Source organism: Aeromonas sp. 30P (assembly GCF_051919805.1).
In the GTDB taxonomy this organism is placed as follows: Bacteria; Pseudomonadota; Gammaproteobacteria; order Enterobacterales; family Aeromonadaceae; genus Aeromonas; species Aeromonas veronii.
Window position 1 is genome coordinate 4,323,157 of sequence record NZ_JBQBEA010000001.1, and the last position, 26,257, is coordinate 4,349,413.

At 57.2% G+C, this 26,257-nt stretch carries 27 protein-coding genes; 3 read left to right on the plus strand and 24 right to left on the minus strand.

Annotated elements, in window-relative coordinates:
• Position 1 precedes the first annotated feature (1 nt).
• From murC to mraZ, 11 genes are all read right to left on the minus strand, one after another.
• Complete coding sequence (gene murC / locus ACTG2B_RS20395) at positions 2-1,456, minus strand: UDP-N-acetylmuramate--L-alanine ligase (RefSeq protein WP_100646871.1); 1,455 nt, start codon at positions 1,454-1,456, stop codon at positions 2-4.
• Positions 1,457-1,567: 111 nt separating this feature from the next.
• Entirely contained in the window at positions 1,568-2,650 is a 1,083-nt protein-coding gene (gene murG, locus ACTG2B_RS20400) for an undecaprenyldiphospho-muramoylpentapeptide beta-N-acetylglucosaminyltransferase (protein WP_005355117.1), read from the minus strand.
• The gene (gene ftsW / locus ACTG2B_RS20405) at positions 2,650-3,831 is read right to left on the minus strand and encodes a cell division protein FtsW (RefSeq protein ID WP_005336154.1); all 1,182 of its coding nucleotides are present in this window, start codon (positions 3,829-3,831) and stop codon (positions 2,650-2,652) included. The genes murG and ftsW overlap by 1 nt, the downstream gene beginning before the upstream one ends.
• Positions 3,828-5,111 (minus strand): UDP-N-acetylmuramoyl-L-alanine--D-glutamate ligase, encoded by a 1,284-nt coding sequence (gene murD, locus ACTG2B_RS20410; RefSeq protein ID WP_439996749.1) that lies wholly within the window; start codon positions 5,109-5,111, stop codon positions 3,828-3,830. The genes ftsW and murD overlap by 4 nt, the downstream gene beginning before the upstream one ends.
• A gap of 4 nt (positions 5,112-5,115) precedes the next feature.
• Positions 5,116-6,198: a phospho-N-acetylmuramoyl-pentapeptide-transferase gene (gene mraY / locus ACTG2B_RS20415; RefSeq protein ID WP_040068911.1), complete on the minus strand. Its 1,083-nt coding sequence runs from the start codon at positions 6,196-6,198 to the stop codon at positions 5,116-5,118.
• The gene (locus ACTG2B_RS20420) at positions 6,192-7,547 is read right to left on the minus strand and encodes a UDP-N-acetylmuramoyl-tripeptide--D-alanyl-D-alanine ligase (RefSeq protein WP_213387585.1); all 1,356 of its coding nucleotides are present in this window, start codon (positions 7,545-7,547) and stop codon (positions 6,192-6,194) included. Before ACTG2B_RS20420 ends, mraY begins: the two co-directional genes overlap by 7 nt.
• A complete protein-coding gene (gene murE / locus ACTG2B_RS20425; protein ID WP_439996750.1) occupies positions 7,544-9,076 on the minus strand; it encodes a UDP-N-acetylmuramoyl-L-alanyl-D-glutamate--2,6-diaminopimelate ligase in 1,533 nt (510 codons plus the stop codon). Before murE ends, ACTG2B_RS20420 begins: the two co-directional genes overlap by 4 nt.
• On the minus strand, positions 9,009-10,763 hold the full coding sequence (locus tag ACTG2B_RS20430) for a peptidoglycan glycosyltransferase FtsI (RefSeq protein ID WP_005336163.1): 1,755 nt from the start codon (positions 10,761-10,763) through the stop codon (positions 9,009-9,011). Before ACTG2B_RS20430 ends, murE begins: the two co-directional genes overlap by 68 nt.
• On the minus strand, positions 10,760-11,074 hold the full coding sequence (gene ftsL, locus ACTG2B_RS20435) for a cell division protein FtsL (RefSeq protein WP_005336166.1): 315 nt from the start codon (positions 11,072-11,074) through the stop codon (positions 10,760-10,762). Before ftsL ends, ACTG2B_RS20430 begins: the two co-directional genes overlap by 4 nt.
• 3 nt (positions 11,075-11,077) lie before the next feature.
• Positions 11,078-12,016 carry a 16S rRNA (cytosine(1402)-N(4))-methyltransferase RsmH gene (gene rsmH, locus ACTG2B_RS20440; protein ID WP_005336168.1) on the minus strand — a complete coding sequence of 313 codons (939 nt, stop codon included), beginning with the start codon at positions 12,014-12,016 and terminating at the stop codon, positions 11,078-11,080.
• Positions 12,017-12,475 (minus strand): division/cell wall cluster transcriptional repressor MraZ, encoded by a 459-nt coding sequence (gene mraZ / locus ACTG2B_RS20445; protein ID WP_013723406.1) that lies wholly within the window; start codon positions 12,473-12,475, stop codon positions 12,017-12,019. It lies immediately after the preceding gene.
• Between the two features lie 115 nt (positions 12,476-12,590).
• On the opposite strand from mraZ, the gene ACTG2B_RS20450 reads away from it, so the two are divergent.
• Both ACTG2B_RS20450 and ACTG2B_RS20455 read left to right on the plus strand, forming a co-directional pair.
• Positions 12,591-13,040, plus strand: coding sequence for a hypothetical protein (locus ACTG2B_RS20450; protein ID WP_368227001.1), 450 nt, complete (start codon positions 12,591-12,593; stop codon positions 13,038-13,040).
• A gap of 80 nt (positions 13,041-13,120) precedes the next feature.
• Positions 13,121-14,128: a lytic transglycosylase domain-containing protein gene (locus ACTG2B_RS20455; RefSeq protein WP_439996751.1), complete on the plus strand. Its 1,008-nt coding sequence runs from the start codon at positions 13,121-13,123 to the stop codon at positions 14,126-14,128.
• Here ACTG2B_RS20455 and ACTG2B_RS20460 read toward each other — a convergent pair.
• From ACTG2B_RS20460 to lafA (ACTG2B_RS20510), 11 genes are all read right to left on the minus strand, one after another.
• Positions 14,061-14,522 (minus strand): hypothetical protein, encoded by a 462-nt coding sequence (locus ACTG2B_RS20460; protein ID WP_439996752.1) that lies wholly within the window; start codon positions 14,520-14,522, stop codon positions 14,061-14,063. The genes ACTG2B_RS20455 and ACTG2B_RS20460 overlap by 68 nt on opposite strands.
• Positions 14,509-15,456 (minus strand): lateral flagellar motor protein LafU, encoded by a 948-nt coding sequence (gene lafU, locus ACTG2B_RS20465; RefSeq protein WP_100646877.1) that lies wholly within the window; start codon positions 15,454-15,456, stop codon positions 14,509-14,511. The genes ACTG2B_RS20460 and lafU overlap by 14 nt, the downstream gene beginning before the upstream one ends.
• Positions 15,456-16,313: a lateral flagellar motor stator protein LafT gene (gene lafT, locus ACTG2B_RS20470; protein WP_019444796.1), complete on the minus strand. Its 858-nt coding sequence runs from the start codon at positions 16,311-16,313 to the stop codon at positions 15,456-15,458. The genes lafU and lafT overlap by 1 nt, the downstream gene beginning before the upstream one ends.
• Positions 16,314-16,363: 50 nt before the next feature.
• Positions 16,364-17,080: a lateral flagellar system RNA polymerase sigma factor LafS gene (gene lafS / locus ACTG2B_RS20475; RefSeq protein ID WP_047438672.1), complete on the minus strand. Its 717-nt coding sequence runs from the start codon at positions 17,078-17,080 to the stop codon at positions 16,364-16,366.
• A gap of 30 nt (positions 17,081-17,110) precedes the next feature.
• Positions 17,111-17,509 (minus strand): flagellar basal body-associated FliL family protein, encoded by a 399-nt coding sequence (locus ACTG2B_RS20480; protein ID WP_439996753.1) that lies wholly within the window; start codon positions 17,507-17,509, stop codon positions 17,111-17,113.
• A gap of 71 nt (positions 17,510-17,580) precedes the next feature.
• The gene (locus ACTG2B_RS20485; protein WP_236553463.1) at positions 17,581-18,606 is read right to left on the minus strand and encodes a flagellar hook-length control protein FliK; all 1,026 of its coding nucleotides are present in this window, start codon (positions 18,604-18,606) and stop codon (positions 17,581-17,583) included.
• A gap of 47 nt (positions 18,607-18,653) precedes the next feature.
• Positions 18,654-18,992: a LafX gene (locus ACTG2B_RS20490; RefSeq protein WP_139478432.1), complete on the minus strand. Its 339-nt coding sequence runs from the start codon at positions 18,990-18,992 to the stop codon at positions 18,654-18,656.
• Between the two features lie 123 nt (positions 18,993-19,115).
• A complete protein-coding gene (gene lafC / locus ACTG2B_RS20495; protein ID WP_019444801.1) occupies positions 19,116-19,508 on the minus strand; it encodes a lateral flagellar export chaperone LafC in 393 nt (130 codons plus the stop codon).
• Between the two features lie 46 nt (positions 19,509-19,554).
• The gene (lafB, locus tag ACTG2B_RS20500) at positions 19,555-20,838 is read right to left on the minus strand and encodes a lateral flagellar capping protein LafB (protein WP_159159190.1); all 1,284 of its coding nucleotides are present in this window, start codon (positions 20,836-20,838) and stop codon (positions 19,555-19,557) included.
• A gap of 112 nt (positions 20,839-20,950) precedes the next feature.
• Positions 20,951-21,814, minus strand: a complete 864-nt coding sequence (gene lafA / locus ACTG2B_RS20505; RefSeq protein WP_439996754.1) for a lateral flagellin LafA — start codon at positions 21,812-21,814, stop codon at positions 20,951-20,953.
• A gap of 197 nt (positions 21,815-22,011) precedes the next feature.
• Entirely contained in the window at positions 22,012-22,875 is an 864-nt protein-coding gene (gene lafA, locus ACTG2B_RS20510; protein WP_019444804.1) for a lateral flagellin LafA, read from the minus strand.
• 161 nt (positions 22,876-23,036) lie between these two features.
• On the opposite strand from lafA (ACTG2B_RS20510), the gene fliB reads away from it, so the two are divergent.
• Positions 23,037-24,245 carry a flagellin lysine-N-methylase gene (fliB, locus tag ACTG2B_RS20515; protein ID WP_439996755.1) on the plus strand — a complete coding sequence of 403 codons (1,209 nt, stop codon included), beginning with the start codon at positions 23,037-23,039 and terminating at the stop codon, positions 24,243-24,245.
• A gap of 69 nt (positions 24,246-24,314) precedes the next feature.
• Here the strand turns inward: fliB and ACTG2B_RS20520 are convergent, their stop codons facing one another.
• Positions 24,315-25,115, minus strand: coding sequence for a hypothetical protein (locus tag ACTG2B_RS20520; protein ID WP_429121117.1), 801 nt, complete (start codon positions 25,113-25,115; stop codon positions 24,315-24,317).
• Between the two features lie 222 nt (positions 25,116-25,337).
• The gene (gene lfgL, locus ACTG2B_RS20525) at positions 25,338-26,255 is read right to left on the minus strand and encodes a lateral flagellar hook-associated protein LfgL (protein WP_021231865.1); all 918 of its coding nucleotides are present in this window, start codon (positions 26,253-26,255) and stop codon (positions 25,338-25,340) included.
• Between the last annotated feature and the right edge of the window lie 2 nt (positions 26,256-26,257).

The following is a 26,257-nucleotide window of genomic DNA, read 5'->3' on the forward strand; positions in this document are numbered from 1 at the left end:
CTCAGGCGCCAGATTTCATGCTATCTATGCTCAATTTCATCTCTCCGAGACGACGGGCCAGTGCCCCGACGTTCCCGGCGCCTTGAGTCAGCACCAAATCCCCCTCGCCGATCAGGTCGGCCAGTACGGCTGGCACGTCATCTGGCGTGGCGACGAAGATGGGTTCCAGGTTGCCACGCGAGCGAATGGAGCGGCACAGTGCCCGTCCATCAGCGCCCGGGATCGGCTCCTCACCGGCAGCATAAACCTCCAGCATCACCAGCACATCTACCTTGGAGAGCACATCGGCGAAGTCCTCGTAGAGGTCGCGGGTGCGGGTATAACGGTGCGGCTGGAACACCATCACCAGACGCTTCTCGGGCCAACCGGCACGGGCGGCATTGATGGTGACCTTCACTTCGCTCGGGTGGTGTCCGTAATCGTCCACCAGCATTGCCTTGCCGCGACCGGTTTCAAACTCGCCATACTGCTGGAAGCGACGACCGACCCCTTCAAATTTGGCCAGTGCAGAGATGATGGCCTCGTCGCTAACCCCGTCCTCTGTCGCGACAGCTATCGCCGCTGCGGCGTTCAATGCGTTGTGAATACCCGGCAAATTGAGGGTCACCTGCAGCTCACCGGCCTCTTTGCGGCGAACACGGAAGCAGCTGTGGTTGGTGGTCTGGACAAAATCCAGCACCTGCACATCCGCATCGTCAGAGAGACCGTAGGTCAAGGTCGGGCGAGCAATCTCGGGCAACATGCCACGGATCACCGGATCATCGATGCAGACCACCGCCAGCCCGTAGAAGGGCAGATTGTGCAGAAACTCGATGAAGGTTGCCTTCAGCTTGGAGAAATCACCGCCGTAGGTATCCATGTGATCTGCTTCGATGTTGGTCACGATAGAGACCATCGGCTGCAGATGCAGGAAAGAGGCGTCGCTCTCATCCGCTTCGGCAATCAGGTAGCGGCTGCTGCCCAGGCGGGCATTGGTGCCGGCACTGTTGAGCAGACCACCGATGACGAAGGTCGGATCGCGGTCGGCTTCGGCATAGATGCTCGCCACCAGACTGGTGGTGGTGGTCTTGCCGTGGGTACCGGCGATGGCGATACCGTGGCGGAAACGCATCAGCTCGGCCAGCATCTCGGCACGGCGCACCACCGGGATCCGCAGTTCGCGGGCAGCCAGCAGCTCCGGGTTGTCCTGCTTGATGGCGGTAGAGACCACCACCACGCTGGCACCATCAACGTGTTCGGCACTGTGGCCGACGAAGATGTGGGCGCCCAGTCCGGCCAACCGCTCGGTCACGGCGTTGCGAGCCAGATCAGAACCCGTTACCTGATACCCTTCGTTGGCAAGCACTTCGGCGATCCCGCCCATACCGGCACCACCGATGCCGATAAAGTGGATGCGACGCACGCGGCGCATTTCGGGGATCACAGTACGCAGTTTTGCCAGTTCAACCTTGGTCATAATCGTCTCTTTAGTCTGCCGCAGGCCGTGTGCCGTCAAAGCGCGGCTGCACGGCGGCATCAATACATACAGGTACAAGGCTGCACGCTGTCACCGCTGCAACCTTGCTCATCAATCTTTACCACGCTGCCCGGTTGCGAGCTGTTTGCACTCATCGGCAACCCGCTCGGCCGCATCCGTGATGGCGACGCGGCGAGCCGCTTTCGCCATGTTAAACAGGGTCTCCCGGCGACCAGCCAGCCAGGTCAGGCGCGCCGCCAGTGAGGCGGTGTTCAGCTCGGACTGGGGCAGAAACTCAGCCGCACCGCCGTCGACCAGTGTCAGGGCGTTACGGGTCTGGTGATCATCCACCGCATGGGGCAGCGGCACGAAAATGGCAGCTACACCGGCGGCAGCCACTTCGGAAACAGTCAGGGCACCGGCACGGCAAACCACCAGATCGGCCCAGGCGTAAGCGCTGGCCATATCCTTGATAAATTCACTCACCTCGGCATTGATGCCGTGCTGGGCATAGGCAGCAGAGACAGCCTCGGCATTGCCCTTGCCACACTGGTGACGCACTTCAATGGGCACGCCGGATGCCGCCACCGCAGCAGGTACCTGCTCGTTGAGCACCCGCGCGCCCAGACTGCCACCCACGATCAGCAGATGCAGCGGCTCATCTCCGCTGCGCAGTTGCGGATCCGGCAGGGCGACCACTTCGGGACGTACCGGATTGCCCACCACGGCGGTGCGACGGCTCGGCGCGAAGGCGCCCGGAAACGCCATCAGCACCCGCCTGGCGATACGGGCCAGCAACTTGTTGGTCATGCCGGCAGCAGCATTCTGCTCATGGAGCAGCAGCGGGATGCCGGAGAACCAGGCCGCCACGCCACCCGGGCCGGAAGCAAAACCGCCCATGCCGAGCACCACATCAGGGCGAACGGTCTTGAGCACCTGACGCGCCTGCAGGATCGATTTGACGATGCGATAGGGTGCCACCAGCAGTCGCTTGATGCCGTTGCCACGCACCCCCTGAATATCGATGAAGGAGATGGGATAACCGTGGGCGGGCACCAGCTCCGCCTCCATCCGGTCGGCAGTGCCGAGCCAGTGGACAGTCCAGCCTTGGGCCTTCAGGCGATCGGCCACGGCCAGACCGGGGAACACATGCCCACCGGTACCACCCGCCATCACCAACAGAGTCTTGCTCACTAAACCTCCCGCACGCGCGCCTGGGCAGTCGCCTGACGCAACTCAAAATCGATTCGAATCAACATGCTCACCGCCACCGACATGATGATGAGACTGGAACCACCGTAACTGACCAGCGGCAGGGTCAAGCCCTTGGTCGGCATCATGCCGCTGGCCGCGCCGACGTTGACGAAGGTCTGGAAGCTGAACCAGATGCCGATGCCGATCGCCAGATAACCGTCATAGAGCCGCTCTGCCACCAGCGCGCGATGCCCCAGCTTGAGCGCCTTGACCGCCAACGCAAAAATCAGGAACAGGGCGCCCAGCACCCCGACGTAACCCAGCTCTTCACCGAGGATCGCAAACACGAAGTCGGTGTGCGCTTCCGGCAGGTACTCCATCTTCTGGATAGAGTTGCCAAGTCCTTCGCCAAACCAACTGCCACGACCAAACGCCATCAGCGACTGGGTCAACTGGTAGCCACTACCAAACGGATCGGCCCAGGGGTCCATAAAGGAGGTCACCCGCCGCATCCGGTAGGGCTCGACGATGATCAGCATCACCACCGAACCGAGGCCCGCGCCGATCAGGGTCAAAAACTGTCCCAATCGGGCACCAGCCAGAAACAGCATGCCGAACGAGGTAACGAACATCACCACGGTGGAACCCAGGTCCGGCTGCAACAGCAGCAAGACCGCCAGCACCCCGAACACCGCCAGCGGTTTCAGGAAGCCGATCCAGGCTTCACGCACTTCGCTCTGGCGCCGCACCAGATAGCCGGCCAGATAGACAAACAGCGCCAGCTTGCCAAACTCGGCAGGCTGCAGGTTGAAGGGGCCGAGCGGCAACCAGCGCACCGCACCGTTGACGTTCCGCCCCACCAGCAGCACCAGCACCAGCATCAAGATCGCCAGCAGTAACATGGGGCCGTTGTGCTGTTGCCAGCGCGCCATCGGCACCTGCAACACAAACCAGGAGATACCGAGCGCCATCACCAGAAACAGGGCGTGACGCTTCACAAACATGAAGGGGTCATCCCCCAGCGCAATCCCCTCGGGGATCGACGCCGAGGCCACGATGACCACCCCGACCGCCATCAGGGAGAGCGCCAGCAGTACCAGCTGCCGATCGTAGAGACCGGCAGGACGCGCTGGTAACAACCAGCGCTGGAACAAACCTGCTGCTGCGCGAAGGGCGTTCATAGTGCCAGCACCATCTCAGTGAAGCGATCGCCGCGCACCTCGAACGACTTGAACTGATCGAGGCTGGCACAGGCCGGCGCCAGCAGCACCCAGTCACCAGGCTTGGCATCGGCCGCCGCTTTGGCAACCGCAGCGGCCAGGTCGGCCACCCGTTCGGTCTGCTCGCCCAGTGCCAGCAGCACCTCGGCATCCTGACCGAAGCAGTACATGTGATCGATCTGGTTGCCCAGCAGCGCCTGGATCGGGCCAAAATCCTGCCCCTTGCCCTGACCACCGGCCAACAGCAGCAGGCGCCCCTTGACCGACTCGCGCACACCGGCAACGGCAGCCAGCGTAGCTCCCACGTTGGTGGCCTTGGAGTCGTTGATCCAGCGCACCCCGTTTACCTCGCGCACGAAGCGGGCGCGATGGGGCAAGCCCTCGAAACGACGCAGCACGGTGAGTTGCGCAGCACGGGGAATGCCGACCGCATCGCACAGCGCCATGGCGGCCAGCGCGTTGGCCTGATTGTGGGCACCGACGATCTTCATCTCGTCTGCCGCCAGCAGCGGTTCACCGTGCAACGTCAACCAGTAGCGGTCATCCAGCAGGCAACGGCCATAGCCATTGCAGTCGAGACCAAAGCTCTGCCACACCTGGCCCACATCGGGCAGGGTCTGGGCATCATCACGATTGACCAGAATGTGTTTGGAGTGCTGATGGATCTCCATCTTGGCGGCGCGATAGTCGGCCATGCCCTGATAGCGATCCATGTGATCTTCTGAGAGGTTCAGCACCACGGAGGCGGCAGCACGCAAACTGTGAGTAGTTTCCAACTGGAAACTTGAGAGCTCCAGCACGCAGAGATCCATCGGCTGCTTGAGCAGCTCCAGCGCAGGCGTGCCGATATTGCCGCCCACACCGACATTGAGACCGGCTTCGGCAATCATCTCGCCCACCAGGGTAGTGACGGTGCTCTTGCCGTTCGAGCCGGTGATGGCGATGACCGGGGTCTGGGTCTCGCGAACAAACAGCTCGATGTCACCGACGATCTGCACGCCACACTCGGCAGCTGCTTTCAGTTCGGGGGTCGCCAGCGCGATACCCGGGCTCGCGACGATCATGTGCGCCTGCTTGAGCAGCGCCTCGTCGAGGCCGTGAATGAGCTCTACCTCAGGCGGCAGTTGATCCTTGCCGGGCGGGTTGGCACGGGTATCCATCACCAATGGCGTCACGCCACGGCCGAGGAAGTAATTGACACAGGAGAGTCCGGTTTTGCCCAATCCGATGATGATGACCATGGCCTTACCTCACCTTCAGGGTGGCAAGACCCAGCAGTACCAGCACGAGGGTGATGATCCAGAAGCGCACGATGACGCGCGGCTCCGGCCAGCCCTTCTTCTCGTAGTGGTGATGGATCGGCGCCATGCGGAAGATCCGCACGCCGCGCAGTTTGTATGACCCCACCTGCAGGATCACCGAGACAGTCTCCATCACGAAGACGCCGCCCATGATCACCAGCAGGAACTCCTGACGGACCAGCACGGCGATGGTGCCAAGCGCGCCGCCCAGTGCCAGGGAACCAACATCCCCCATGAAGACCTGCGCCGGATAGGTGTTGAACCAGAGGAAACCCAGACCCGCCCCGACAATGGCGGTACAGACGATCACCAGCTCGGAGGTATAGGGCACGTAGGGAATGTGCAGGTAGTTGGCAAAGTTGACGTTACCGGTAGCCCAGGCGATCAGGGCAAAGCCCCCCGCCACCATCACGGTCGGCATGATAGCCAGGCCGTCGAGACCGTCGGTCAGGTTGACCGCATTGGAAGTGCCGACGATGACAAAGTAGGTCAGCAGGATAAACATCAGGCCAAGCTGCGGCATCACATCCTTGAGGAAAGGCACCACCAGCTGGGTCTGTCCCTCATGGGTTGCGGTCGCATAGAGGAACACCGCCACCGCCAGCGCTACCGCGGATTGCCAGAAATACTTCCAGCGCGCGATCAGGCCGTCGGTATTCTTGCGCACCACCTTGAGGTAGTCGTCGGCAAAGCCGATGGCACCATAGGCCCCCAGCACAAACAGCACCAGCCAGACATAGGGGTTGTCGAGGCGGCACCAGAGCAGCACAGACGTGAAAATCGCAGCAATGATCATCAGGCCACCCATGGTCGGGGTACCGCGCTTGCTGAGGTGGGACTCGGGACCATCGTTGCGGATCACCTGACCGAATTTCAGGATCTGCAGGCGACGGATCAGGCGTGGCCCCATCCAGAGGGCAACCCCCAGTCCGGTAATGATCGACAGGATGGCGCGAAACGTCAGGTAGGAGAAGACGTTGAAGAAGGTGAAGTGCGGGGTGAGCAGTTCGGCCAGCCAGACTAGCATGTGGCTGACTCCTGACGGCCTTTGACCATCTCGACGATATCTTCCATGCGGGAGCCACGTGCCCCCTTGACCAGAATCGAAATTTCCTGATGTGTATTTATCATTTGCGCAAGCACTTCAAACAACGACGCCTTGTTATCGAAATGTCGGCCAACCGCGGCATCTGCGGTGTGGCGACTCTCTTCCCCCACTGTCAGCACGGCATCCAGACCGCGCTCGCGGGCATGACGGCCAACCCGGGCGTGTTGCTCGGCAGACTCCTCACCCAGTTCCCGCATATCACCGAACACCAGCACTTTGAAGCCGCCCATGGCGGTCAGGGCATCGATGCCCGCCAGCACGGATTCCACGCTGGCATTGTAGGTATCATCCACCAGGGTCAGACCACCCCAGCGTTGGACGCAGAAGCGCCCCTTGACCGGTGCCATCTGTTCCAGCCCCGCCTTGACACAGGCGAGGGATGCGCCGAGTGCCAGACAGCCCGCGGCGGCGGCCAACGCATTGGCCACGTTGTGGCGACCCGGGATCGCCAGAGTCAGGCTCAGCTCCCCTTGCGGGGTCACCATCACGAACTCGGCGCAGCCTCGCTCATTGAGTACAAGGTTGCGCGCATGGAACGGCTGGCTCTGATCTTCGATGGAGAAGGCGCACTGAATGCCGCGTTCCCGCCACTTCGGCCAGAATTCGTTGTCGGCGTTGACAATGGCCGTGCCGCCCTCGCTCAGCCCCTCAAAGATTTCGCTCTTGGCGTGGAATACCCCTTCCAACGAGCCGAAGCCCTCCAGATGGGCCGCAGCCACGTTGTTGATGATGGCGGCATCGGGTTTGGCCAGTGAAGTAGTCCAGGCGATCTCGCCCGGATGGTTGGCACCCAGCTCCATCACCGCAAACTTGTGCTGCGGCTCGAGGCGCAGCAGGGTGAGCGGCACGCCCACCTCGTTGTTGAAGTTGCCAGCGGTGGCCAGCACTTCCCCTTCGTTGCGCAGGATGGCGGTCGCCATCTCCTTCACCGTGGTCTTGCCGCAGCTGCCGGTAATGGCCAGCACTTTCGGGTTGATGCGCTCGCGCACCAGTTTGCCGAGTCGGCCCAGTCCTTTCAGACTGTCGGTCACCACCAGCTGAGGGATGGCCAACGGCAGCTCACGCTCGACCAGCAGGGCAGAGGCCCCTGCCTGAACGGCCTGCTCGCAAAAATCGTGGGCATCGAAGCGCTCGCCGCGCAGGGCAACGAACAGGGCACCCGCGCCCAGAGTGCGGGTGTCGGTACTGACGACGGTGATCTCGCCATCGTTACCAATCAGACGGGCATCGAGTACCTGCGCCAGCTCGGCAAGCCTGAGGGTCATCATTTGAATGACTCCAATAATATGTGCAAGGCAGCCGCGACGGTTTCCCGGTCGCTGTAGTGCCGCTTGTCGGTTCCAATGATCTGATAATCCTCGTGACCCTTACCGGCCACCAGGATGATGTCCTGTTTACTCGCCTGACCAATGGCCAGCACAATCGCCTTGACCCGGTCGTGCTCCACCTGCACCGCAGCAGGATCGCGAAGACCCGCCACCATGTCGGCCATGATCCGGGCCGGCTCCTCGGTACGGGGATTGTCGTCGGTCAGGATCACGCGATCCGCATACTGCTCGGCCATGGCGGCCATCATGGGGCGCTTGCCGCGATCGCGGTCGCCACCACAACCGACCAGGCACCAGAGCTGGCCTGTGCAGTGCACCCGCAGGGCCTGCAATGCCTTCTCCAGCGCATCCGGGGTGTGGGCGTAATCGACCACCGCCAGCGGCGTATCGCCACCGCCAAAGCACTCCATGCGACCGGTTACCGGCTGCAACTGAGGCGCTGTTGCCAGGAGCTCGTGGAAGTCGTAACCGAGCACCAGCATCACGCCCATCGCGGCAAGCACATTGCTGACGTTGAAGCGCCCGAGCAAGGGGGCGGATAATACACCATTCCCCCAGCTTGAGTTAATCTGCGCGCGAAAACCTTGCTGGTGAAAATCGAGCTGCTGCGCCGTTAATTGACGGCCAGAATGGTGTTCAATCGGGCCATTAACGCTGAACGCCACCGCTGCCGGGTATTTTTCGAGCCACTTGGCACCCAACTCGTCATCACGGTTGATCACCGCATTCGACTCATCGACCAGCTGCAGCAACTGCTCTTTGGCCGCACCATAGGCTTCCATGGTGCCGTGATAATCGAGGTGATCCCGGCTCAGATTGGTGAAAACCGCGGCGGCAAAGGGCAGTGCGGCAACACGATGCTGCACCAGACCATGGCTGGAGACCTCCATCGCCACCAGATCCGCGCCCTGTTCTTGCAGCGCAGCCAGATTGGCTTGCACCTGCACGGCGCTGCCGGTGGTGTTTTCCGCTTCGATCAAATTGCCGAACAGGCCGTTGCCGATGGTGCCCATCACACCCGCCTTGCCACCCAGCAGGGTGCGCCAGTTGGCGACCAGCAGTGCCGTAGTGCTCTTGCCGTTGGTGCCGGTGATCCCGACCAGCGCCAGTTTTTTCGCTGGCTGGTCGTAGAAGGTACCTGCGAGTGCTGAGAGGTGAGCGGGCAGATCCCGCATCCCGATACAGGGAACCGGAGTCGATGGTGGGATAAATTCACCATCCTCCTCAAACACAACAGCGGTCGCTCCCTGAGCCACCGCCTGTTCGATAAACCGTCTGCCATCCACCTGATGACCGCGAATGGCCACGAAGAGCGAGCCGGGGCCAACCCGCCGACTATCCAGCTGGATATCGGTCAGGGTGAGCGCCGGCGCCTGGATACCGAAGGGGCGCAGTAATACATCAAGTGCGCGGGACAAGAGAAGCCTCCGTACGGGCAAGTTTGGTGGGCACCGCTGGCGGCACCGCATCGGGACGAATATTGAAGAGCTGCAGCACCCCGCCCATGGCCTCTGCAAACGGTGGGGTCGCCACGGCGCCGCCATAATAGGCGCTGCCTTTTGGCTCGTTGATCACCACCACCATGACGAAACGGGGATCACTGGCGGGTGCGAAACCGGCAAACCAGGCCATGTAATCCTTGCCATAGCCACCGGCGACGGCGACCTTGGCGGTACCACTCTTGCCACCGACCCGATAGCCCGGGATCTTGGCTTTTGGAATAGCGTTGTCGACCACATACTCCAGCGCCTGCAACATGGCAGCGGCGTTGTTGTGATCAATAACTTGCTCACCCTTGGGCGGCGTAGTCACCTTGACGATGGAGAGCGGCACCCGTTTGCCCTTGTTGGCCAGGGTGGCGTAGGCGGAAGCCAGCTGCAGCGGGGTGACTCGCAGACCATAACCGAACGAGAGGGTCGCCCGCTCGATATCGGACCAGCGACGACGCTGGGGCAGCATGCCGCTGCTCTCGCCCATCAGCCCGCTGCCGGTATCCATACCGAAACCGAACATGCTGAGGGTGTTGATCATCTCTTGCGCCGGCATCCGCAGCGCGATGCGCGACATACCGATGTTGGAGGAGTAACGCAGGATGTCGTAGAGGTTGGTCGCCTTGTGGATACTGACGTCCTTGATCTGCTTGGCACCGATAAAAAGCGGCCCACCAGGAATGAAATCCTTCCAGCTGGTAACACCTGCCTGCAAAGCACTGAGCAAAATCAATGGCTTGACGGTCGAACCCGGCTCATAAGTATCGGTCACCACCCGGTTGCGTACCCGGAAGCTCTGATACTGGCCGCGGTTGTTCGGGTTATAGGAGGGGGTGTTGACCATGGCGAGCACTTCACCGGTCTTGATATCCAGCATCACCATGGAGCCGGAGGTCGCCTTGTTCTCGTCGGTTGCCCGCTTGAGGGCACGGTAGGCCAATGCCTGCACCCGCTGATCGATACTGAGCTGCAGATCGTTGGCATTCTTGCCCTCTTTGACGATGCCAAGCCGCTCGATGACGCGCCCCTGACGATCCTTGCGCACCCGCATTTCGCCGGGTGTCGCCGTCAGCCACTCGTTGTAGCTACGCTCAATCCCTTCAATACCGCTGCCATCGATGTTGGTCACCCCCACCAGATGAGCGCTGATCTCGCCAGTCGGGTAGAAACGGCGCGCTTCGGGGCGCAGGTAGACGCCGCCCAGCTTGAGCCCCTTGATATATTCCGCCACCGCAGGAGTAACCTGACGCTGCAGATAGACGAAGCGCTTGCTGGGGTTAGCGATGCGGTGTTTGAGGGTATTGATGTCGAGCTTGAGCACGGCAGAAAGTGCCAGCCAGGCTCGCTCGTTATTAATGGCCCCGGATTCATGCACCGTCTTGGGATCGGCCCAGACCGCCTCGACCGGTACCGAAACCGCCAGCTGCTCGCCGTTGCGATCTGTGATCATGCCGCGCACCGCCTGGGTAGAGGTGGTACGCAGGGAACGCATGTCCCCTTCCTGACGCAGGCGATCCGGATTGATCACTTGGATCCAGGCCAGACGCAGGATCAGACCCACAAACGCGATGCCGATAAACACCGCAAGCGTGCGAAAGCGCCATGGATAGATCGATGGCGCTTTGACATTCGCTTTGGCAGCTTTGGCTGTAGCCTTGCGTTTCATGGTTGGGTAATTACCTTCTCGGTGGTCACCAGCGGACGACCCATCTGCAACTTGTCCATCGCCAGACTCGCCACCCGGGAGTGTTCAGCCAGGGTGCCCTGTTCCAGCAACAGGTGGCGCCATTCGATATTGAGGCGATCTTCTTCCGCCATCAGATCGTTCTGCTTGGCCGTCAGACCACGGGTCATGTTGGTCACTAGGATCACGGCAAACGCAGTCACCAGCACGGCGACCGACAGAAAAATCTGCAGCTTGTGCCGCCAGAGATCGGCAACGATCTCCTTGGCCAGATGAACACGCACTTCGCTCATCGCTTACTCCGCCAGCCGTTCGGCAACCCGCAGCACCGAGCTGCGTGACCGGCTGTTTTCAGATACTTCATGATCAGAAGGCTTGAGTGCCTTGCCGACCGACTTCAATTTGCGACCGCCAGCCAGCTGGGCCTCGGTCAACGGAATGCCGTAAGGCACTTCCGGTCCCTTCTCGTGCTTGCGGATGAAATGCTTTACCAAGCGGTCTTCCAGCGAATGGAAGCTGATCACTGACAGGCGGCCGTGTGGTGCCAGCACTTCCAGTGCACCGTTGAGCGCGGTTTCGATCTCGTCCAGCTCGCTGTTGATATAGATGCGAATGGCCTGGAAACTGCGGGTTGCCGCATGCTTGCCCTTCTCCTTGCTCGGATTGACCCGGGCAATCATCTCCGCCAGTTGGCGAGTGCGCACATAAGGCTCGGTCACCCGGTCGTGCACAATGGCACGGGCGATCTTCTTGGCAAAACGTTCCTCGCCGAAGGTCTTCAGCACCCAGGCGATGTCATCCACATCGGCCTTGGCCAGCCACTCGGCAGCGCTCTGGCCGGAGGTGGGGTCCATCCGCATATCGAGCGGACCATCTTTCATAAAGCTGAAGCCGCGCTCGGCATCATCCAGCTGGGGTGAAGAGACCCCCAGATCCAGCAGGAAGCCATCCACCTTGCCCAGCAAACCGCGCTCATCCAGATAGGAGGCGATGCCAGAGAAGGGGCCGTGCACGATTTCGAAACGGGGATCCTGGATCTTGGCCGCTTCGGCGATCGCCTGGGGATCGCGGTCGATGGCGATCAGGCGGCCATTGGGGCCAAGGTGCTGCAGGATCAGACGAGAATGACCACCACGGCCAAAAGTACCGTCGACGTAGACACCATCCGGCTTGATGGCCAGACCTTCAACGGCTTCGTGCAGCAGCACTGTGATGTGTTCAGCGGCTTGGGTCATTTATAAAGAGAAATCCTGTAGTCGTGGTGAGCTTGCCCAATCGTCCCCGGGCAGACCCAAGATGTCGTCATTGACCTGTTGTTGCCAGCGGGCTTCATCCCACAGCTCAAACTTGTTGAGCTGGCCCACCAGCATGATTTTCTTGTCCAGCCCCGCATGGTTGCGCAGTGGCTGACTGAGCAGCAGACGGCCATTGCCATCCAGCTCGCATTCAGTTGCATGTCCCAGCAGCAGTCGCTGCAAACGGCGCTCTTGCGGATTCATGCTGGAGAGAGTCTTGAGCTTGCGCTCGACCTCTTCCCATTCATTCAGGGGATAAAGCAGCAGACAGGGATGTGCAATATCGATGGTGCAAACCAGCTGGCCGTCGCTTTCATCGCGCAGCCAATCACGGAATTTGGTCGGAATTGCCAGCCGCCCTTTACTGTCCAGGCTGATGGCATGAGCGCCACGCAACAAATTGCAGTCCCTTGAAGGTGAGTGAGCAGGCAGATTGCCCCTCTAAAAACCACTTTGATCCACTTTTCCCCACCTTGAAGTTTAAGGACGTGCAGGGGGCTTTTCAAGCAAGGAGATGGGACAGAGGGAACATATTGACGCAGCAGTTGCATACCGCAGATTGAGTGGGTTGATTTTCCAAGAGTTATTGCTGAAAAAACAGAAAGTGATTAATAAGCAGCAAGTCGGTGAGCGGTCACTATCTGGGCGATATGATGAAACGGAACAATACCACGGCACAGAGCAAAATACTGACACATATCACTGGATAGATGATGTAACCATCTTTCGAACGGCGAGCACGCAGAGACACCAGCTGACAAAGCAACAGATTGTAAATAATCAGCAGGGATGTCAGCAGAATATTGGTGGCAAATGCCAGCTCTTGAGCGTAACCAATGTACAAGCCCATCAGAATGAAATTGGCGAGTATCAGATACAGCAAAAACTTCTGAATCGCTTTACCCGAATTTGGGCTCTTTTTTACTCGTGTTATCATGCTTGCTACGTCCTGGATTACACATGATCAGACGACCTTAAATTCAAAAAACTGTTGAGATATATCATGTTTTTATTATTGCGCGATCCTTGCTCAACAATTGCCCCATGACCAGGCTCATTTCTTTACTAATGTGCGGGATGTTAATGATATCAACATCTTGCCATGCTTATCACAATTATCAGTGGCAAGCTGGTTTCCCTGTCCCGATGCAGGGTAAAGGGGCAGATTTGGTCGGTCAGCAGCAGCAATTCTTGCTGAAGCAGCGCCCTTATCTTCAACAACGTCTTGCGGAGACACAGCCCGTTATTCGCTGGGTCGCGGAACAGGTTCACGAACGCAAACTGCCGCCCTTGCTTGCCTTTGTTCCTTTACTGGAAAGCAGTTACCGATTGGATGTGGTCTCTTCTGCTGGCGCCGCAGGCCCCTGGCAGCTGATGCCAGATACCGCCACCCGATTTGCCATTCCCATCACCAGCGAATTTGATGGGCGCTATTCACTGCCATTGGCGACAGAGGCTGCCCTTTCCTATCTGGCATGGCTGTATCGCTTCTTTGGCAATGACTGGCTGCTTGCTTTGGCCGCCTACAACGCAGGAGAAGGGCGGGTACTCAATGCGGTTTTAAAAGCGGGGACACGTAATATATGGGAACTGGAGCTTCCGACTGAAACACGCTTTTATGTCGCGCGCTTTGTTGCGCTGGCAAGACTGCTTGATATGGCTGACAGCTATCAGTTTCAACTTCCGCCATGGCACAGCGGCAATGACTTGCAAATATTCCGTCATCCGAACGGCTGCTCACTGCCCGCGTGGGCTCAGGCAAAAGGCGTATCAATGAATGAAGCCAGCCGCTGGAATCCGGCCTGGCAACTCCCTGTCGCACAAGGGATAACCAACTGTCCGATCGTCTATAGCAAGGGCAAGGCCCCCACCGCCAACCGGAAGAAAGGGGCGACCGTCATTGTCAAAGCGGTCTCACTGGACAGTCTGCATGACCCCCTGTTGCTGAAAGCTGCCAGGGGGCTTGATATGAGTCGAGGCGAGATCAGGCTGGAACGCTTGCCTGATCCTCTTGGGATTCAGCAGAAGCGGCCGCTGATTGCGGCACCATGAAACAGTGGCGCCAATGGCTCAGTACCGGAGCCAAATCAACCTCTTCCGGACATGACCAGCGAGCACCATAAAAGCAGAGCTGCCGGCCAATGGCGCGACGATGAGTGATGTTGCAATCCAGCGCAATTCGCGGCAACAGGGAGAGCGTCACCGTTTCGGGTAATTCAAATCGAGCCGGAGCAAGGAAACCGACCCCGCCCGGACCAATGTCTTTGATCACTGCGCGGCCAATGCTCTTGTCAAACAGCAATCCGGAAATCAGCAATCTGGCCGCAATACCACAACTCTGTGACTCGAAAGGCGTTGTTCCATCGTGCAGATACCAGCGCGGTACTTTTCTACGTGGATCATTGTGCGAGGTATGCAGCGGAAACTCGATCTCAGGGTCGTCCATGGGAAATCATCTCCTTGGCATGGGTGGTTGCCGCTTGCGTTTGGGAGCTGAAAAGTTGCTCCAGATTGGTTTCTGCCTGGGTTGTCATGACCAGCAATTCAATGCGCCGATTACGGCTGCTTTGTGGATTCCGGGTATCTTCCAGCATGGTATCGGCCATCGCGACAACCTGCCCGACCCGTTCAGGTGGCATGCCTCCCGCCAGCAACACCCGTCTTGCCATCATTGCGCGGTCTGACGATAGCTCCCAGTTGCTGTAGTTGTCACCGGCAAACGGTGTGCTGTCGGTATGGCCAGAAATCATGACCCGATTCTCGATACGCTGGAATATGGGTGCCAGCGCCATCAACATATGGCGAAAGAAAGGGCTGATACGGGCACTGCCGCGGCTATACATTTCCCGATCTGCGTCATCACGGATCAGGATCCGCAATCCTTGGGGAACAATTTGAATCTCGAGGTTATTCTTCGCCTGCATCTGCTCAGCAAGATGGTCGATAAAGCTGGCCAGCTGCTTCATCTGGGCTTCACCCTCAAGCTTGCCTATCAACAGCTTTTCATATCCACCGCCCGGACCGTCAGAAAAAATGCTCTGATTACGGTCCATATGCTTTGGCATCAGCTGACCCTGCTGATCGAACTTGGGGTTCAACTCATCGATCACGGAGGGATTGCCACCGAGATCGACAGGATAGGGGCTGTTGCGAATATCAAACGGGTTGGCCTCACTGTCCATGATGCTGTAGTCCCGCAGGCGGCTGGCAACGACTTCCCGCTCCTCCTGATTGGACACAGCGAGGATCCACAGCACCATGAAGAACGCCATCATGGCCAACGTGAAGTCGGCAAATGCCACCTTCCAGGCGCCTCCCCCTTTGGGACCGCTGTTACGACGCTGCTGGCGCTTGACGATAATCTGTTCGTGATTGCGCATTACATCGCCCTGTTGGTCACCCAATCTTCCAGCTCAAGGAAGCTTGGTTTGACTTCAGGCTCCAGGATCTTGCGACCCGAATCGACGGCAAGCAAAGGAGTTTTGCCACGCAACTGGGCAATCAGGATCGACTTGATGCACATCAACAGGCCGATACGACGCTTGACCATCTCTTCCATGGCATTGCTGATTGGCTCCAGCAAGCAGTAGCAGAGGAAAATACCGATAAAGGTGCCCACCAGCGCCGCCGCCACATGGACACCGATATTGCTCAGGGGGCCGTCCAGTTGCTGCATGGTGATGATGATCCCCATCACCGCAGCAAGAATACCGAAGCCCGGGCAGGCCTCGCCGGTTTTGTGCAAGGCATGAGCAGGCTTGAGCATGTCCTCTTCAATGGCCATGATCTCCTGCTCCAGCACGGTATCCAGTTCATGGGGTGTGATCTTGCCCATTCCGAGCAGACGCAGGTTATCGATAATGAAACCAAGCAGTTGGGGATCTTCCGAAATCTGGGGATACATCAAGAAAACCGAGCTCTGCTGGGGATTTTCAATATGCTCGTCGAGCGCCTTCATCCCCTTGTTGCGTGTCTCTTCAAGCAGTTGATGCATCAGAGTCAACAGCTCACGATAGACCTCTTTCTCTTCTTTATTCGCTTTGAAGCACATCTTTATCTGCCGCCACATTTCATGCATCACCTCTTTCGAGTTGCCCAGAAACATGGAGCCTACCGCTGCGCCGATGATGATGATGAGCTCGGCTGGCTGCCACAAGGCTGCGAGGTTTCCCCCGGCCATCATGAAGCCACCCAGCACGCACACTAATATGACGCCGATGCCAATCTGTTTTTGCATGAATGTTCCCGCACGATACAAGAAGGGTCACCAGTAAAGGTGAAGCACTACTATATGGAGTCGACCAATCGCTGCTTTAGCTGAAGTACACATTGCTTGTGCAACTGACAAACCCGGGATTCGGTTAATCCCAGCACCAGCGCGATCTCTTTCATGTTGAGCTCTTGCTGGTAATAGAGGGAAAGCAATAACTGCTCGCGTTTATCCAGTGTGGCCAACACCTTGCTGATGGTCATCGCCATATCGACATCATCAGACTCTGTGGTCGGAGCTTTGCCGCCATTCTCCAGCCACTCTTCCAGACTCTGCAGCGCTTCAGCCTGACTGGCGTAGGACAACTGACGCACCTCATCCACCGAACAGTCGAGCGCAGCAGCAAGTTCTTGCTCTGAGGGGGGGCGCCCCAAACGATTGTGCAGTTCACGCTGCGCCTGATTATGGCCGTGTACCTGCTGTCGCAGTTGGCGGGGTCGCCAGTCCAGACGGCGCAACTCATCGAGCATGGCGCCACGAATCCGTTTGAAGGCATAACTTTCAAACTGGGCATCGGGCTCGCTGCCATAACGGCGCCACGCCTCCAGCAATCCCATCATTCCCACCTGCTCCATGTCCTCCTGATCAAAGCAGGCGCTGACCTGGCTGCGCAGATGACTGGCGGCTCGCTTCACCAAGGGTAGATAGCGAGCAAGAATTGCGGGTTCTCCCGTGCGAGGAAGTTGCGGAGTATCGGCAAACTCTTGTTGAGCATCCCAAACGGAATCAGTCATATTGTGGCTACTGTACCAGCACCTTGGTGATCAGCACTTCATCAAGATAGGGCTTGTAGCCATATCCCTGTACCGTAGTGACCAGCTTGTCGCGCAGAGAGACCTGCAACTTGAAATATTCTGTAGTTCGACTTTTACGTCGTCATGGGAGCGGTGACTGAAATACTGCACCATGGCATTGCGGATCAGTGGCGTCAGTTCATCCAGCTTGGCAACCTGCGCCGGGTTGTAGGTCACCAGTGCCAGCTCCAGCACCAGATAATGAGACTGTTCACCCCCTTCCAGGCTGATGACAAAGCGCTCCATCGGCTTGAACAGCGGAGTGCTGCTCAGCTCTGGCTTTGGCTCTGCCAATCCGAGCCAGACTTCGACCACATCGCGTTTAAGCCATGCGCCATAGGCCAGCATGGCCAACAGACACAGAGCCATGACGAATATCATCAACCACTTCATGACACGCCGCATAATGTAAAACCACTCTCGCTGTTACGGGTTAAAAATCAGACCAGTGTATTGAGCCAGTCGTGCACCGTATCCCATTGGGAATCCGGATCATCCTGCCACTGGCGGCGGCCAGCCAGGATCTTCTCCTGTTGCCACCGCTCCTGCTGTCCCTGTTCGCCACCCTGCCCCACATTGACCTCGACCCCGCCGGCATGATGGGGAGCCAGGCTCATGCGCAAGCGCTCCATCGACTGGATCATCGCATCGCGCACCGCCGGATTGGTCACGTTCAACTGGACATTGAGCCGGTCACCATCGAGCTTGACGGTCAACTCCAGTCGCCCAAGCTCTGGCGGGTCCAGCCGGATGTGAGCCTGTTTCACCTGTTGATTGACCTGCAGTTCAACCTTGTCCTGAAGCAGGCTAACCAGCTGCTGTCCCCACTGGCTCTGGTTGTCTGACAACCGGACAGGTGCCCATTGATAGTCGACCGGACGCAGCGGTGCAGCGGCGAGTTGTCCAACTGCCAGCTGGCGAGCATCTGGCAACCTGTTTTCTACCGCAGCGGTATCAGGCACATTTCCAGCATCGAGACCGGCGGCCATAATCGGCAAGGTGAAGCGGCCGGGCAATACACCGGTTTGCCCATTCGATTTGACAAGCAACGTAGAGAGCGCCTGTTCTGCAGCAGCAGAGACCGTTTCACGACGCGGCATCACCTCTTGTTCGGGCAGCGTGGTCACACTCCCCATCAAGGCACGAAGAGAGGGCGGCAATTTGTTATCCACCACCACCTGCTGGCCATCGGTGCTACCTTCAGCTCGGGAAAAAGTACGGCTTACACGAACACCATCAAGATCGGCATCACTTACTCTGACAAAGAGAGGAGGCATATTGGTAAACGCTTGCAGCTGTTCAGCCGGATCGCCTTCCGCCCCCGGCTGTTCGATCTCTTTTTCTGCTTCCGCAACATCGCTGGCTGCCAGCTCGGGCAAGGGCAATGTAACCAGAGGATCCGCCACCTCATCCAGCGGTTGATACAGCTCTCCTTCACTGCCGGCTTGGCCGGATAAACGATTCAAGGCCGTGACATCCGGTGAATGCACAGCGTCAAAACCACTAAATTGAATCAATCCCATTGCTGTGCCTCACCGTAGGCAGTCAAACCTTCACGAATCGAAGAAAGCTGCTGCCACTCCTGTTTACGAACCTGGGTCTCCTGCTCGCAGAGTTGCAATGCCTGTTGATACAAAATTCGGGCTTTATCTCTTGCTGGTTGCAATGCAGCCCAGAGTTGGGGATTCCGGCTAACTTGAGAGACAAATTGTGCGAAACGTCCATCGGTTAGCCTGACTGCATCCCACTGGCCAGCTTGCGCTTGTTGCAGCAATAGCGTACCCAACCCCAATAACTGACGCTGGCGAGTCTGCAGTTCGGTCTCACGCAACACGGGAGCAATACCTGACATGACGAGCCCCAAGAAAGAAGATGAACCAGCCCACAAGCAAGGAGTGGGCCAGACCGAGAACCAAGAAATTTCAATATGTTGGGCGTGAGGAAGAACAGAGAGGAAGGAAGTACTACTTCCGTATTAACGAGGATGACGCGCCATTGCTTCCCAACCCTCTTTCAGCTCTTGCAGGATTTTGCGCACTTCGGCAAATCCCTCAACATTGTTGGAAACGCTGATTTCGAACAATTTCTGACCGCAGTAGTCATAAAGACGATGCAGATTGGCTGCCAGCTCGCCACCTTTATCCATATCAAGTGCGCTGTCCAACCCGCCAAGAATCTGCAAACACTTGCTGATTGCCTGACCCTTTCGTTCAAACTGGCGGGCAAGAATATGTCCTTCGGCTCTGGCCATCTCGTCGAGCAGCCCCTCCATCAGCATCAGTACCAACTGATGCGGATCAGCGCTAGCAGCCTTGGCCTGAGTAGCGGCAAACTGATAAGCATCGTAACCATCTTGATGTTCAAACATGTAAAACTCGCTTGCTCCGGATGAGGCAGCCAAATAGCAAGACCCCTTACAGGGCGCCCATGGTCTGCATCATCTGATTCATGGTGGTAAATTGGTTGAGGTAGCGCTTATACGCGGAATTCATACGGCGATCCAGCGCTTCCATTCGCTCATTCACCCGCTTTTCACTGGCTTCCAAGCCACTCTTGCGCCCTTTGAGTGCGCCATCGCGCTTGGTGTAGGGATCGAGTGAATTGCTCATCCGCTTGAGCAGACCATCATCCCCCATCAATGCCTTGCCCAGCAGCTCGGGATCTTTCTCCAGTGCCTTGTTGAAGTCAGTCTCGCTGAAGGAGAGCTTGCCGGTCTTGTCTGTTTTGATGCCAAGACTACTCAGACTAAGACCGTTGGGCAGATCGCGCACGCTGTTGGCAAGCGCGCTCTTGAGGCTGCGTACACCGCTATCGGAAGAGAGTGCCCCGGGAGCCTTGGGATCGCTTGAAGTCATCTTGGCCAGTTCGTCTATCAGCTCGTTATAGCTATCTACAAACTTCTTGAGCGAGCCGGTAACCGCCTCTTTATCCTGTTCGACCGTCACCTGCAGAGGTGCATCGCCGCTCTTCTGTGCTTTGGTGAGCTGGAGGGTCAGGCCATCGACCACATTTTCAATCTTGTTGCTGGCAGAAGTAATGGTTAACGGGTTGTTTCCGCCCATCTGCAACCTGGCATCCTGGGCTTTGGTGATCTCGGTCTTGTTGGCAACCGCAACGCCCAAGGAAGAGCTTGCATCACCGCTGTAATTCATCGTGATGGCATTCTCTTCACCACTATCCTTGCTGGTCAACACCATATTGACCTTGCCGTCGGTCCGAACCAGTGTGGCTTTAACACCCGGGTTATCCTTGGCGTTGTTGATATGGGAAACCAGATCTTTCACGGTTGCGCCGGCTGGCAAACTGGCCAGATCGATATCTACACTCTTGCCTTTGACCGTCAGAGAGAAGACGCCATCTGTTGGCAGAGGAGTGGTTTCGCTATTCAGGCTAAGACCAACCTGATGAGACTGGGCTAACTGCTCCACAAAGAAGTTGTATTGCCCCGAGCTGGCCTTTCCATTGCTCGTCACCGTCATGAGCCCTTCTTGGGACATGGTGGCCTTCTGGGCTTGCAGGTTGGATGCCTTGTTCAGATCCTTGAGCATGGTCTGGAAGGTCGACAGCTTGGTCGTGAGTGTGCTGATTGCACTCTGCTGCCCCTTGATACTGTCCATCTGCTTTTTCAGCAGCTTGTCCATATTCTGGCGCTCGATAGCTACCAGTTGCATTGCCATGCTGGCCGGATCTACTTGCATCATTACACCCTTATTCTGTGGCATGCCCGTTGGAAAATACCCACTCAGTGCTTTCCAACCGACACGTTATAGCAAGAGGAAGGCCGCTCTCTCGAGAGCGGCCCGCATTCAGTTAACGCAGCAGGGAAGTGACCATGCCGGTCATCTGGTTGGAGTTGGACAGCACGGACATGCCAGCCTGCATCAGCATCTGGTTCTTGGTCATGTTGGTGCTCTCCTGGGCGAAGTCGGCATCCATGATGCGACCGTTTGCCATATCGGTGTTCTCTTTCATATTGGAGAGGTTGTTGACGGTGTGCTCCAGACGGTTGATGTTGGCACCGAAAGCAGAGCGAGCTTCGCCGATCCCCTTGGAGAAGGTATCCAGCTCGGTCATGGCTGCAGTGGCTTTACCTTGGTCATCTATACCGGCTTTGACAGCAGCCCCATTGGCGCCCTTGTCATCGGCGATCACACCTTGCAGCGCTTTCGCCAGCACGCCGTCAGCTTTCAGCTCCAGCTTCTCGTCACCAGTACCACCGATCTGGAAGGTGACGGCTTTCTGGAAGCCTTCATCTTTAGCCAGCAGCTTCTGACCACCAAACGTGGTGTTGTTGGTGATGTTGTTCAGCTCGGCACGCAGCTCGGTAAACTCCGCGTTCATTGCATTGCGATCTTCAGCGGTGCCTGTTCCGTTCGCAGACTGGGTAGCCAGATCCTTCATACGCTGAACGATATTGCTCATCTCGTCCATAGCACCTTCAGCAGTCTGCATCATGGAGATGGCATCCTGAGAGTTACGCATACCAACTTTCTGACCGCTGGACTGCGCTTGCAGACGAGTAGCCATCTGCAGACCTGCGGCATCATCGGCAGCGGAGTTGATACGCAGACCGGTGCCCAGACGCTGCATGGCGGTACCCAACATCTTGTTGGTCGAGTTCAGCTGATTCTGAGTAGTCAGAGAAGCGAAATTAGTGTGAATAGACAAACCCATAACATGATCCTCATTTAAAGCTGTGTTCGCAGCAAATAACCGTACAAAAGTAAGAAGCGACAGCTGTGAGCAGAGACTTGAATCAGGAAATAGAAATTAGAGGAATAGAGGCAAAACAGAAGAAAATAAGAGCGGGCTGAAGAGAGAAAATAAAAAAAGGCACCCACCCCAAAAATCAGGATGAGTGCCGCACAGCATTAACGCAGCAGGGAAGTTACCATGCCGGTCATCTGGTTGGAGTTGGACAGCACGGACATACCAGCCTGCATCAGCATCTGGTTCTTGGTCATGTTGGTGCTCTCCTGAGCGAAATCAGCATCCATAATGCGGCCATTCGCCATGTCAGTGTTCTCCTTCATGTTGGAGAGGTTGTTGACGGTGTGCTCCAGACGGTTGATGTTGGCACCAAATGCAGAACGAGACTCACCGATTTTCTGGGAGAAAGTATCCAGCTTAGCCATAGCATCGGTAGCTTTCTTTTGATCCCCGATCCCTGCAGCAATATCAGTGTCCAAGGTACCCTTACCAGTGCCAACGACCTCCGCCAGAGCCTTGGCTAGGGTTCCTGTTTTTTTCAACTCCAGCTTCTCAGCGGAAGTACCGCCTATCTGGAATGTCACATCTTCCTGGAAGCCCTTGCCAGTCTTGAGCAATTCTTGCCCGCCGAAAGTGGTGTTGTTGGTGATGTTGTCAAGCTCGGAGCGCAATTCGGTAAACTCGGCATCCATGGCTTTACGGTCTTCTGCGGTACTGGTGCCGTTAGCAGACTGGGTAGCCAGATCCTTCATACGCTGAACGATATTGCTCATCTCGTCCATAGCACCTTCAGCAGTCTGCATCATGGAGATAGCATCCTGAGAGTTGCGCATACCAACCTTCTGACCGCTGGACTGGGACTGCAAGCGAGTAGCCATTTGCAGGCCGGCTGCATCGTCGGCAGCGGAGTTGATACGCAGACCGGTGCCCAGACGCTGCATGGCGGTACCCAGCATCTTGTTGGTGGTATTGAGCTGACTTTGAGTAGTCAGGGAAGCAAAGTTGGTATGAATGGACAAGCCCATGATGTAATCCTCGATATGACGCTGCGGCGCAGCATGTTAGGTTGACATCAGATATAGACGACAACTTTTCGCAGGAAATTTAGGCCTCTGTTCTTATATTTTTTCAGGTCAGTCAATGGACAGGAATGGCCGTGATAAACTCGCCGGATTAATTTATAGGCATGTTTATTGCTTTGAATCGCAATCCTTCACTATCGGAAAGCGACATGGCAGCATTTCTATATACCCCTCGGTTTGTCACACAATTTCAATGCATTGGAGATGGCTGCAGAGACAACTGCTGCCATAGCTGGAGCATCAGTATCGATAAAGCGACGCTCCGCAGTTATGAAAAACACCCGGATCCCGTAATACAATCGCTGAGCAAACAACACATCCGCAAAGTAAAGAGAAGCAATGAACAGTGGGGTGTCATAACCCTTGACGAGCAGGGAGCCTGCCCTTTTCTTGACGAGAAGCGATTGTGTCAGATCCACGGCAAAGCAGGGCCAGATGCACTGAGCCAGACTTGCAAGACCTACCCCAGAACCCAAACCCGGCTAGCCAACCAGCTCAAGAAATCTCTGGTTCTCTCCTGTCCCGAGGTCTGCCGGCACCTGTTGCTAGACCCAATGGCAATGCAGACTGAGGAGACCCCGCTCAGACAGCCTCTCCCCTTTACCACGCCGCCCTCCACGGCAATGGCAACCCTGCATAGTCTGAGCATCCACGTGCTGACAGCCACCGATCTCCCGGTCGAACTACGCCTATGGCTCATCGGACTGCTGCTTCATCGGGATGCAACCTCCTTGTCGCACGAAGCATTTCTCGGGCAGGTAGCGGTAATGGCTGAGCAGGGGGAACTCCACGTCATGTTTGAACAGTTGCCCTCCATACCCACATTGCAGTGGTGGGGGCTGAGAACAATTACCCATCAGCTGGTTGCATATTCGCAGGGAAGGCGTGGCCGGCAGACCATGCAGTTCTGCCTCGACAAAATAAATCAGGTACTAGAGGGCGTTTATGACGAAAGCAAGCTTGCATTGCTGCAACAAGCCTGGCTCAACAAGGTAACTCCCTTTCTGGCCACAAGGCCTCACATTCTCAACAACTACCTGCTCTACTACGTCTACAACAACAACTTTCCACTGCAGCAGACGACACCATTCCAGGCCTATCAGCTCCTGGTGATCGATTACTTCCTGCTGCGCAACTACCTATGTCTTCTAGCCATGGACAAGGAGCTGGAAGAACAGGATGTCATCGATCTTTTCTACAGTTATCACACTATACGCCAGCACAACCGGAACTTTCTCAAGACCATAGAAGAGGGACTAAGTACCTCAGGCTTTTCATCCGACCTCACTCTATACGCCTTGCTGAAACCCTGAAAAAAAGACCGCCAGCATGTTGCTGGCGGTCTCTTTTTCCATCTTGGCGGTGATGTAGCACGTCATCCCTTATGTGAGCAGTGCCACCACATTCTGGCGCGATACGTTGGCCTGAGCCAGCAGACCAGACATGGTTCCCATAAAACCACCCTCCCGGAGCTGCTCACCCAGCTTGCCCTGAAGCTGCTCAAGCTCCTGCTGTTTCATATTCTGGCTACGCGCCTTGACCCGATCGAGCTGCTTGACCATCCGCTGGCGGAACTGCTTCAGCTCCCGCACCGACTGCTCAATCTCCCCAAGCAATCTTCTCAGGCGCTGTTGCTCCTGTCGCAGCTCACCTTTGTCGATACCTTCACCCAACTGAGTCAACTGCCCCGGTTTGGCTTTGAATTGCACGGGGACAGGATTGCCGGCGGGGATACGGATGCCTTCGCCACTAAGCAGAACAGGTTCGTCCAGTTTGCGCCGATGCAACTCCGGCACACTTAACTCCAGCTTGCCCAACTCGTTGAGGCGCGCCTGAATATGCTCTTTGCGTAGTGCACGATCCAGCCGGGTGACCACTTCCGATTCATTGGCTCCAGCAGGCAGCATCACTTCCACTGCACTGCTGCTCTGTGGGAAAGAGAACACCAGGCGCTCGGCGCCCGACTTGGGGGTGAGCAGGTCAAGTCGCTCTGACTCATAACTCACCCGACTGTCCCCTGCAGATGCCAGCAAACGTGGCTTTAATTCGGTATTAAGGGGAGCTTGGGGTTGGGTCAACTTCTCTTCCAACACTTTCAGACGTGACACCAGATCGCCGCTCGCCGCCCGATTCTGGCCGAGTTGCTGTTCTAGGCGCTTCAATTCACCCCAAATCTGGCTCAAAGCCTGCTCTCCCCCTTGAGCCTGAGCGATCCGCTGCTGCGCAGTCCCGATCAAAGCCCACCGATCCAGCCGGACGATATTGGGGTGACGCTCAGTTTCGCCGGTTGGCCGGGACGCACTCTGAGCAGTTAGGCGCCCGTGCAATCTGGGCTGGGCAGGTGTTTCGACCACTCCACCCAAACGGGTTTGCTGAATCTGCATCATGGCTCCCTGAACCTGAATTTATGGCATGTAGTTGAAGAGGCTGAGTCCGTTCACCTTGGCAAATGCCTGCTGCTGAACTTGCAAAGCCATCAACACATGGGCCTGCTGGGTAACAGCACTGGCATAGTCGAGGGACTCTATCTGATTGCTCACTTCCTTGCTATAGACCCCTTTCTCGGCATGCCCCTCATCGACCTGATCAAGCAGGTTCATACGTGCACCGATGGTGCTCACCATCTGGCTGATATCGTCCTGCAACACCTTGCTGCGATCCAGCATGCCGCGAGCCTGATCGGCAGCATCGGGGGCTCCGCTCTCCATCGCGGCGACCATGGAATCCAGCTGTTTGAAGAAGTCGCCATTGTCGATAAACAGCTTGTCCGCAGTCTGGTTGAGCCCCACCGTCACACCATTGGCAATGCTGACTTCGCGAACCAGACTATCGCCCTGGTACTTGTAACTGCCGAAGTCAGGATCTGCCGGATCTGTGACCTTGACCAAGGCAGGCTGATCGACCTTGCTACCGGTAAACAGGCTGGAACCACTCTCATTGCGCGCATTGGCAAGATCGAACAAGCCATCTTTGATAATCGCCGCCTCGGTTGCCACGGCACGGCGATCATCTTCGGAAAGCGAGCCGTTTGCAGCAGTCTGGGTCAACTCACGCAACCGCATCAGCATGTTGGTCATCGACTCCAGCTGGATTTCGCCCTGAGAAAGCTGGCTTTTGGCATTGGCAATATTCTTCTGATACTGCTCCATCGCCACCTGCTCCTTCTTGAGGCCGAGCAGCCGCACACTTCCCACAGGATCATCGGAAGGCTGAAGGATCCGTTTGTTTGAGGAGATCTGGCGATCGAGGCGGGCATACTCGCCGAAACCGTGCTGCAGATTATCAAGCATGCTGAGCTGGATCTGGTTGGTACTGATGCGCATGG

Excerpts from the sequence above, each read along its gene's own strand:
- lafB (WP_159159190.1), bottom strand. The coding sequence starts at position 20,838 with ATGCAAGTAGATCCGGCCAGCATGGCAATGCAACTGGTAGCTATCGAG.
- ACTG2B_RS20455 (WP_439996751.1), top strand. The coding sequence starts at position 13,121 with ATGACCAGGCTCATTTCTTTACTAATGTGCGGGATGTTAATGATATCA.
- ftsW (WP_005336154.1), bottom strand. The coding sequence starts at position 3,831 with ATGAACGCCCTTCGCGCAGCAGCAGGTTTGTTCCAGCGCTGGTTGTTA.
- ACTG2B_RS20420 (WP_213387585.1), bottom strand. The coding sequence starts at position 7,547 with ATGATGACCCTCAGGCTTGCCGAGCTGGCGCAGGTACTCGATGCCCGT.
- fliB (WP_439996755.1), top strand. The coding sequence starts at position 23,037 with ATGTTTATTGCTTTGAATCGCAATCCTTCACTATCGGAAAGCGACATG.
- ACTG2B_RS20430 (WP_005336163.1), bottom strand. The coding sequence starts at position 10,763 with ATGAAACGCAAGGCTACAGCCAAAGCTGCCAAAGCGAATGTCAAAGCG.
- rsmH (WP_005336168.1), bottom strand. The coding sequence starts at position 12,016 with ATGACCCAAGCCGCTGAACACATCACAGTGCTGCTGCACGAAGCCGTT.
- lafT (WP_019444796.1), bottom strand. The coding sequence starts at position 16,313 with ATGCAAAAACAGATTGGCATCGGCGTCATATTAGTGTGCGTGCTGGGT.
- lafC (WP_019444801.1), bottom strand. The coding sequence starts at position 19,508 with ATGTTTGAACATCAAGATGGTTACGATGCTTATCAGTTTGCCGCTACT.
- mraY (WP_040068911.1), bottom strand. The coding sequence starts at position 6,198 with ATGCTAGTCTGGCTGGCCGAACTGCTCACCCCGCACTTCACCTTCTTC.
- lafA (WP_439996754.1), bottom strand. The coding sequence starts at position 21,814 with ATGGGTTTGTCTATTCACACTAATTTCGCTTCTCTGACTACTCAGAAT.
- lafS (WP_047438672.1), bottom strand. The coding sequence starts at position 17,080 with ATGACTGATTCCGTTTGGGATGCTCAACAAGAGTTTGCCGATACTCCG.
- ftsL (WP_005336166.1), bottom strand. The coding sequence starts at position 11,074 with ATGAGCGAAGTGCGTGTTCATCTGGCCAAGGAGATCGTTGCCGATCTC.
- lfgL (WP_021231865.1), bottom strand. The coding sequence starts at position 26,255 with ATGCGCATCAGTACCAACCAGATCCAGCTCAGCATGCTTGATAATCTG.
- ACTG2B_RS20490 (WP_139478432.1), bottom strand. The coding sequence starts at position 18,992 with ATGTCAGGTATTGCTCCCGTGTTGCGTGAGACCGAACTGCAGACTCGC.
- murC (WP_100646871.1), bottom strand. The coding sequence starts at position 1,456 with ATGACCAAGGTTGAACTGGCAAAACTGCGTACTGTGATCCCCGAAATG.
- ACTG2B_RS20480 (WP_439996753.1), bottom strand. The coding sequence starts at position 17,509 with ATGGCTCTGTGTCTGTTGGCCATGCTGGCCTATGGCGCATGGCTTAAA.
- murD (WP_439996749.1), bottom strand. The coding sequence starts at position 5,111 with ATGGTCATCATCATCGGATTGGGCAAAACCGGACTCTCCTGTGTCAAT.
- lafA (WP_019444804.1), bottom strand. The coding sequence starts at position 22,875 with ATGGGCTTGTCCATTCATACCAACTTTGCTTCCCTGACTACTCAAAGT.
- murE (WP_439996750.1), bottom strand. The coding sequence starts at position 9,076 with ATGCGGTGCCGCCAGCGGTGCCCACCAAACTTGCCCGTACGGAGGCTT.
- lafU (WP_100646877.1), bottom strand. The coding sequence starts at position 15,456 with ATGCGCAATCACGAACAGATTATCGTCAAGCGCCAGCAGCGTCGTAAC.
- ACTG2B_RS20450 (WP_368227001.1), top strand. The coding sequence starts at position 12,591 with ATGGGACAGAGGGAACATATTGACGCAGCAGTTGCATACCGCAGATTG.
- ACTG2B_RS20460 (WP_439996752.1), bottom strand. The coding sequence starts at position 14,522 with ATGGACGACCCTGAGATCGAGTTTCCGCTGCATACCTCGCACAATGAT.